Here is a 751-nt window from a genome sequence, read left to right as displayed (position 1 = left end):
GTATTTGACCATTGAATACTATTGCTCATTCCGGCCTCCTTTGACTACGGATACCGTTTTAAATCGGCCGCTCGACGTAGGTGATTGTCCTTTTAACGACGTCAATACTTGCTTAGGATCACCCTGAGCAACAATCTTACCTTTATCCAGCACAATAACTCGGTCGCACATCATTAAAAAAGATTGCTTGTGGGAGCTTATGACCATGCTGGTCTCACGAGGCATACTTTGCAACGCATTAAAAAACTGAACCTCAGCCTGGTTGTCTAGTGCACTCGTGGGTTCGTCCATAATCAGTAATTTAGGGTCTCGGTATAACGCCCTTGCAATCGCTACCGCTTGCTTTTGGCCTCCAGAAAGCAGGCGACCTCCCTCCCCAACGGGTGTTTCTAAGCCATTACTTAATCGCCCCATGTAGCTGTTTAAACCAGACCGCTGCAACGCTTGACGTAGCTTGTGCTCATCTACTTTTTCAGCTCCCATAATAATGTTGTCGTAAACACTGCCGAAAATAAGGTTGGTAGACTGCCCAACCCAACCCATGCTTTGCCTTAACACGCTGGTCGGCCATAACTGACCATCAATTTGCTGGTAAAAGATTTGCCCTGTACTCGGTAAGTATTGCCTAGCGATCAGTGATAATAAGGTTGTTTTACCTGCACCCGCTGCGCCAACAATACCGATACGTTCACCAGCTTTAATCTCTAATTCAATATCAGACAGGACAGGGCTTTGTGTATCAGGGTACGAA

1 protein-coding gene is annotated in these 751 nt (G+C 46.2%); it reads right to left on the bottom strand.

What is annotated here, in order from left to right; translation table 11 throughout:
- Positions 1-18 precede the first annotated feature (18 nt).
- On the bottom strand, positions 19-751 hold a 733-nt coding region (locus L4C33_RS22600; protein ID WP_428814603.1), incomplete at its 5' end, for an ATP-binding cassette domain-containing protein.

It is taken from the genome of Vibrio makurazakiensis (assembly GCF_050337375.1).
GTDB classification, from domain to species: Bacteria; Pseudomonadota; Gammaproteobacteria; order Enterobacterales; family Vibrionaceae; genus Vibrio; species Vibrio makurazakiensis.
Note: the sequence above shows the minus strand (reverse complement) of the source record. Positions and strands in the feature narration are given on the sequence as shown.